Source organism: Kitasatospora sp. NPDC101155 (genome assembly GCF_044768305.1).
GTDB lineage: Bacteria > Actinomycetota > Actinomycetes > Streptomycetales > Streptomycetaceae > Kitasatospora.
In genome coordinates, this window is the sequence record NZ_JBIWPN010000016.1 from 116,898 (window position 1) to 121,954 (window position 5,057).

Sequence of the window (5,057 nt, forward strand, 5' to 3'; positions counted from 1 at the left end):
GCTACAGCCGCCCTCCGGGCGTGTCCGAGGACAGCCGCTGGGCCAGGTACACCGGGACCACCGAGAGCAGCATCAGGACCGCCGCCACGACGTTGACCACGGGGGCCTGGTTGGGCCGCGCCAGGTTGGCGTAGATCCAGACGGGCAGGGTCTGGACGCCGGGCCCGGCGGTGAAGGTGGTCACCACGATCTCGTCGAAGGAGAGCGCGAACGCCAGCAGCCCGCCAGCCAGCAAGGCGCGGGCCTGATCAGCGGCAGGACCACCGAGCGGAGGGTCCGCCCGGCGGAGGCGCCCAGATCGGCCGAGGCGTCGAGGAGGTTGGCCGGCAGGTTCTCCAGCCCCGCGTAGACCGGCAGGATCATGTACGGCAGCCACAGGTAGGCGAGGACGGCGATGACCGCCGCCGTGCCGTACCCGGGGCTGGCCAGTCCGAACGGGGCGCCGAGCCGGTCGAGCACCCCGCCCTGGCTGAAGATGACCCGCCAGGCGTACACCTTGACCAGGTAACCGGCCCAGAGCGGGGTCAGCACCGCGACCACCAGGAGCTTGCGGGTCCGCGGCCGGGCGATCCGGGCCATGTAGAAGGCCATCGGGAACGCCACCACGGCGTCGCCCGCGTTGAACACCGCGACCCGGTCGCTCATCGTCAGCGCCTCGTCCTGGTCGTGGGTGACGAACACGAAGGTGATCCCGACCTCGCGCTGGATCCGCTTGAGCTCCGCCTGCATCTCGTGCCGGAGCTTCAGGTCGAGCGCACCGAGCGGCTCGTCGAGGAGCAGCACCTTCGGGCGTTCACCAACGCCCTGGCCAGGGCCACCCGCTGGCGCTGGCCGCCGGAGAGCTGGGCCGGTCGACGCCGCTCGAAGCCGTCGAGCCGGACCATCGCGAGCGCCGCGCGCACCCGCTCCGCCCGCTCGGCCTTGGGCACCCGGCGCACCATCAGGCCGTAGCCGACGTTCTGCTCGATCGTCATGTGCGGGAAGAGCGCGTAGTCCTGGAACACCGTGTTGACGTCCCGGCCGAACGGCGCGAGACCGGTGACCTCGACTCCGCCCAGCAGGACGGCGAGCTGCTCCTCACCACAGGCCTGCGGCAGCGGACCGCCGCCGCACAGAGCGCCTTCGTGCGACGGGTGGCCGCCGCCGGCGCGTCCGGGCTGGGCTTCGGCACCGGGCTGAGCCACCCCACCGTCCCGAGGGCGACGGTGGCCGAGGCCGAACGGCTGGGCCTGGCGGTGCTGGAGGTGCCGTACGAGACGCCCTTCATCGCGGTGAACCGCCTGGTCGCCGAACGGATCGCGGCCGAGGACCACAGCGCCCAACGGCGGCTGGTCGATCAGCACGACCTGCTGGTCCAGGCCCTGCTGACCGGTGAGGGCCTGACCGCGCTGCTGCGGGTGCTGCGGCACGCCTGCGGCTCCGAGGTCGCCGTGGTCGACCGCCACGGCTCGCTGCTCGCCGCCGCCCCGGAGCGGGCCGGTGCACTGGTCGAGGAGGTCCGGGCGGCCGAGCTGGAGTCCCCGGACGGGCCCGGTCAGGCCGGTCCGCTGCGCCTGCCGGTGCAGGTGGACGGGATGGTCGCGGCGTACCTGTGCCTGCGGTCGGCCGGGCGGGCGGCGGACGTGCTCCCGTACGCGGTCCGGCTGGTCGGTCTGGAGCTGACCCGCCGTCAGGCCCATCTGGCCGGACGGCGGGAGCTGGTCAGCCAGGTCGTGGAGGACATCGTGCGGGACGTGATCGCACCGGCCGCCGCCGAGCGCAGGCTCGCCGCGTTCGGGCTCGACACCACGGCGGCCCACCGGGTCGTCCTGGGCTGCCCGGCACCGGAGGGCGAAGGGCCGGCGGCGGACCGCCGCCTGGCCCGGCTGCCCTGGCTGACGGCGGGCCACCCCGACTCCCCCGAGCCGGTGCTCACCGCCGTGGTCGGCCGGTACCTCGTGGCGGTACTCCCGCAGAACGCGTCCGTGGACAAGCTGGCCCGGCGGTTCGGCACCGCGCTGTCCGGCCTCGACACCCGCGCCTCGGTCGGGATCGGCGGCTGCTACCGGGGCGTCGACGGCCTGCGCTGGAGCTGGTTCGAAGCCCAGGCCGCGCTCACCAGAGGCCCCGGCATCCACTCCGGCGACCCGCTCAACCTGCCGCGGCTGCTGCTCTCCAGCCCCGACCTGCCGTTGAAGCAGCTCGCCACCGAAGTGCTGCGCCCGCTCACCCGGTTCGACGAGAGCAACAACGCCGACCTCGTCACGACCCTGCACGCCTACCTGGCGGCGGACTGCTCGGTGCAGACGGTCGCCGACCGGCTGTACGTCCACCGGAACACCGTCCGCTACCGGCTGGACCAGATCGAGCGCCTCACCGGCCGGTCGCTGCAGTCCATGCAGGACCGCTTCCAGCTCTGGCTGGCCCTGCTCGCCGCCTTCCCCGACCGGGAACCGGCCGTGCCCCGGCACGGCTGACCGCTGCCCGTCGACCGTTGCCGATTCACCGCCGCGCCGGACCCGGTCGAGGTACCGACCGGGTCCGGCACCGGCCTCACGGTGCCGACGCAGGGCTACCAGCGGCCGCGCGACGGTGCGGGGTTGAGCTTGGCGCTGAGCGCCGAGAGGAAGGTCGGGAGCTTGTCCACCATGGACTTGGGGACCGGGATGGTCTGGACGGTGTCCCGCGCCACGTCCTGGACGACGAGCGTGTACCTGCCGTTCTCCTCGACGACTTCGGCGGCGTAGAGCAGTGTTTCCATCGAGGTTTCCATCGAGGTCTCCATCGAAGCTTCCATCGGTGATCCTAGGCCTGGGTGTCGTTGAGCCAGGCGTTCCACGCCTTGGTGGCCTGCTGCTCGTTCGTGTCCCCGGCGAACAGGTGGTGGCCCAGCCAGATCGGCACGTTCCAGGTGCTGCCGTTGAAGAACCGGTAGAGGGCGTCGGGGCCGCGCAGGCCGATGAAGTCGGCGCTGAGCCAGTCCACGACCACATCCTCCGGGCCGCCGTCCGGACCGGGGGTGTGGAGCCGGAGCCGGTCGCCGACGGCCGCGTCCTCGGCGAGGCCGAGGCGGCGGCGCAGGGCGGCGAAGCCGGCCGGGTCCGCGGTGGGTTCGGGACACTGGGCCTTGACGTAGACGGCGGGGCGGCCGGCGAAGTGACGCAGGTACTCGGCGAGGCCGTGCTGGTAGAAGTCGACGTGCTTCTCGGCCGCGTCGGACTTGGTGTCCCAGTTCCAGGTGTCGTCGACGACGCCCGTGTGCACCCAGTGGATTCCCATCCGCAGATGGCTCGTTCCGTCGGTGGCCGGCTCGATGTGGTAGCTGAGCGTGTTGGAGAACCCGCCGTCCTGGGTCGCCCGGACGGCGAAGTGGTGCGGTGGCTCCCACGCCACGACGGTGCCCGCACCCCGGGTCACCTTTCCGCCGACGTGCGGCTCGACCTCCATGGGGTACAGCCAGCCGAGGTTGCCGGCGCCGGTGGCGACCGCGTCCCAGACCTGCTCCGGCGTGGCGGGCAGCTCCTGCTCCCGCCGGACCTCGAACTCTCGGGCCATGGTCAGTTCTCCTTCGTCGTCGTTCAGGTGTCAGTAGGTGAGCGGGAGGGCGCTGAGCCGCCGTTGCAGCGGGTTGGGCCGCCAGTCGAGCGCCGCCCCGTCGGCGGCCTCGTCGGCCAGCCGCAGGTGCGGGAGCCGTCGGACCAGCGTGCCGATGGCCACCTCGGCCTGGAGCTTGGCCAGCGGGCCGCCCAGGCAGAAGTGCGGGCCGTTGCCGAAGGTCAGGTGCCGGTTGCCGGGGCGGCTCAGGTCGAGCCGGTCGGGGTCCTCGAAGCGCTCGGGATCGCGGTTGGCCGCGGCGAGGAACGGGTAGACGAGCTCTCCCTCGCGCAGTGTCCGCCCGCCGATCTCCAGGTCCTCGGCGACGACCCGGACGATTGCCTGGGTCGGCGTGTCGTAGCGGGCCAGTTCCTCGACGGCGGTGCGGATCAGGGCCGGCTCCTCGCGCAGTCTGGCCAGTTGGTCGGGGTGGCGCAGCAGGGCGAGCGTGCCGTTGCCGATCAGGCTGGTGGTGGTTTCGTCGCCTGCGGTGATCAGGACGAAGCAGGTGGACAGCAGCTCGGAGTCGGTGAGCCGGTCGTCCTGCGCCTGGGTGGCGACCAGGGCGCTGATCAGGTCGTCGCCCGGGTCGGCCCGGCGTCGGCGGACCAGCCGGGCAAGGTACTCCTCGTACTGGTCGATCGCCGCCTCGGTCTTGGCGATGTCCTCCGTCAGCCGTCCGAAGCATCGGAACCAGGCCTTGACCTGGAGGCGGTCCTCGGGCGGGATGCCGAACAGCTCGCAGACGACGGACAGCGGCAGCGGGGAGGCGACCGCGTCGATCAGGTCCATGGTCGGCCCGGCCTCGACGGCCCGGTCGACCAGCTGGTCGACGATCCGCTGGATGCCGTCGCGCAGCGCCTCGACACGCCGGGCGGTGAACGCCCGGTTGGCGAGCTTGCGCAGCCGGGCGTGGTCCGGCGGGTCGGTGTTGGTCATCACCCGGCCGAGCCTGTCGGTGAGCCGACTGAGGGCCTTGAGGTTGCCGCCCTGCGCGCCGAAGGCGGCGGTCATCCGGTCCCGGTCGTTGGACAGTCGCAGGTCGCCCAGGGCCGCCTCGACGTCGGCGTACCGGGTGAGGTACCAGATGCCCTGGGCACTGCGGTGGACAGGGCTCTCGCGCCGCATGCGGGCGTAGAACGGGTACGGGTCCCGGCGGGCCTCGGGTGTGAGCAGCGCCGCGGCGAGGTCGTCGGACGGCCCGGCCGGGCCCGCCGTGGGGCGGGCCGCGTCCGTGGTTTCGGTCAGATTCACTACGAGCCGCGCTACCGCTTGGCGTCCATGGCGTCGATGAGGCTCTGGGGCCGCATATCGGTCCAGGACCGCTCGACGTACTCCAGGCAGGCGGCGTGGGTGTCGGGACCGTGGGCGACGGTCCAGCCCTCGGGGACGTCCGCGAACTGGGGCCACAGCGAGTGCTGGTTCTCCGGGTTGACGAGCACGAGGAAGGTGCCGTCCTGGTCGTCGAAGGGGTTGGTCATGGG

Annotated in this window: 5 protein-coding genes and 2 pseudogenes; 1 reads left to right on the forward strand and 6 read right to left on the reverse strand. The window is 72.6% G+C overall.

Going from position 1 to position 5,057, the window contains the following annotated elements; translation table 11 throughout:
- Position 1: 1 nt before the first annotated feature.
- Both ACIRYZ_RS24775 and ACIRYZ_RS24780 read right to left on the reverse strand, forming a co-directional pair.
- A pseudogene (locus ACIRYZ_RS24775) lies at positions 2–612 on the reverse strand (ABC transporter permease); the annotation flags it as partial.
- Positions 613–1,058 (reverse strand): annotated as a pseudogene (locus ACIRYZ_RS24780) (ABC transporter ATP-binding protein); the annotation flags it as partial. It abuts the pseudogene before it with no gap.
- Between ACIRYZ_RS24780 and ACIRYZ_RS24785 the strand changes: the two are divergent.
- The gene (locus ACIRYZ_RS24785) at positions 975–2,456 is read left to right on the forward strand and encodes a PucR family transcriptional regulator (protein WP_402947713.1); all 1,482 of its coding nucleotides are present in this window, start codon (positions 975–977) and stop codon (positions 2,454–2,456) included. The pseudogene ACIRYZ_RS24780 and the gene ACIRYZ_RS24785 sit on opposite strands and share 84 nt — an antisense overlap.
- A 95-nt stretch (positions 2,457–2,551) precedes the next feature.
- On the opposite strand, the gene ACIRYZ_RS24790 is transcribed toward ACIRYZ_RS24785, so the two are convergent.
- Genes ACIRYZ_RS24790 through ACIRYZ_RS24805 form a run of 4 tightly spaced genes read right to left on the reverse strand, consistent with a single transcriptional unit; the run spans position 2,552 to position 5,054 of the window.
- Positions 2,552–2,776: a hypothetical protein gene (locus ACIRYZ_RS24790; protein ID WP_402947716.1), complete on the reverse strand. Its 225-nt coding sequence runs from the start codon at positions 2,774–2,776 to the stop codon at positions 2,552–2,554.
- A gap of 8 nt (positions 2,777–2,784) precedes the next feature.
- Positions 2,785–3,534: an SRPBCC domain-containing protein gene (locus ACIRYZ_RS24795; RefSeq protein ID WP_402947719.1), complete on the reverse strand. Its 750-nt coding sequence runs from the start codon at positions 3,532–3,534 to the stop codon at positions 2,785–2,787.
- A 30-nt stretch (positions 3,535–3,564) separates the two neighbouring features.
- A complete protein-coding gene (locus ACIRYZ_RS24800) occupies positions 3,565–4,827 on the reverse strand; it encodes a cytochrome P450 (protein ID WP_402947722.1) in 1,263 nt (420 codons plus the stop codon).
- An 11-nt stretch (positions 4,828–4,838) separates the two neighbouring features.
- Entirely contained in the window at positions 4,839–5,054 is a 216-nt protein-coding gene (locus tag ACIRYZ_RS24805; RefSeq protein WP_402947725.1) for an MbtH family protein, read from the reverse strand.
- Positions 5,055–5,057: the final 3 nt, after the last annotated feature.

Excerpts from the sequence above, each read along its gene's own strand:
- ACIRYZ_RS24790 (WP_402947716.1), bottom strand. The coding sequence starts at position 2,776 with ATGGAAGCTTCGATGGAGACCTCGATGGAAACCTCGATGGAAACACTG.
- ACIRYZ_RS24795 (WP_402947719.1), bottom strand. The coding sequence starts at position 3,534 with ATGGCCCGAGAGTTCGAGGTCCGGCGGGAGCAGGAGCTGCCCGCCACG.
- ACIRYZ_RS24805 (WP_402947725.1), bottom strand. The coding sequence starts at position 5,054 with ATGACCAACCCCTTCGACGACCAGGACGGCACCTTCCTCGTGCTCGTC.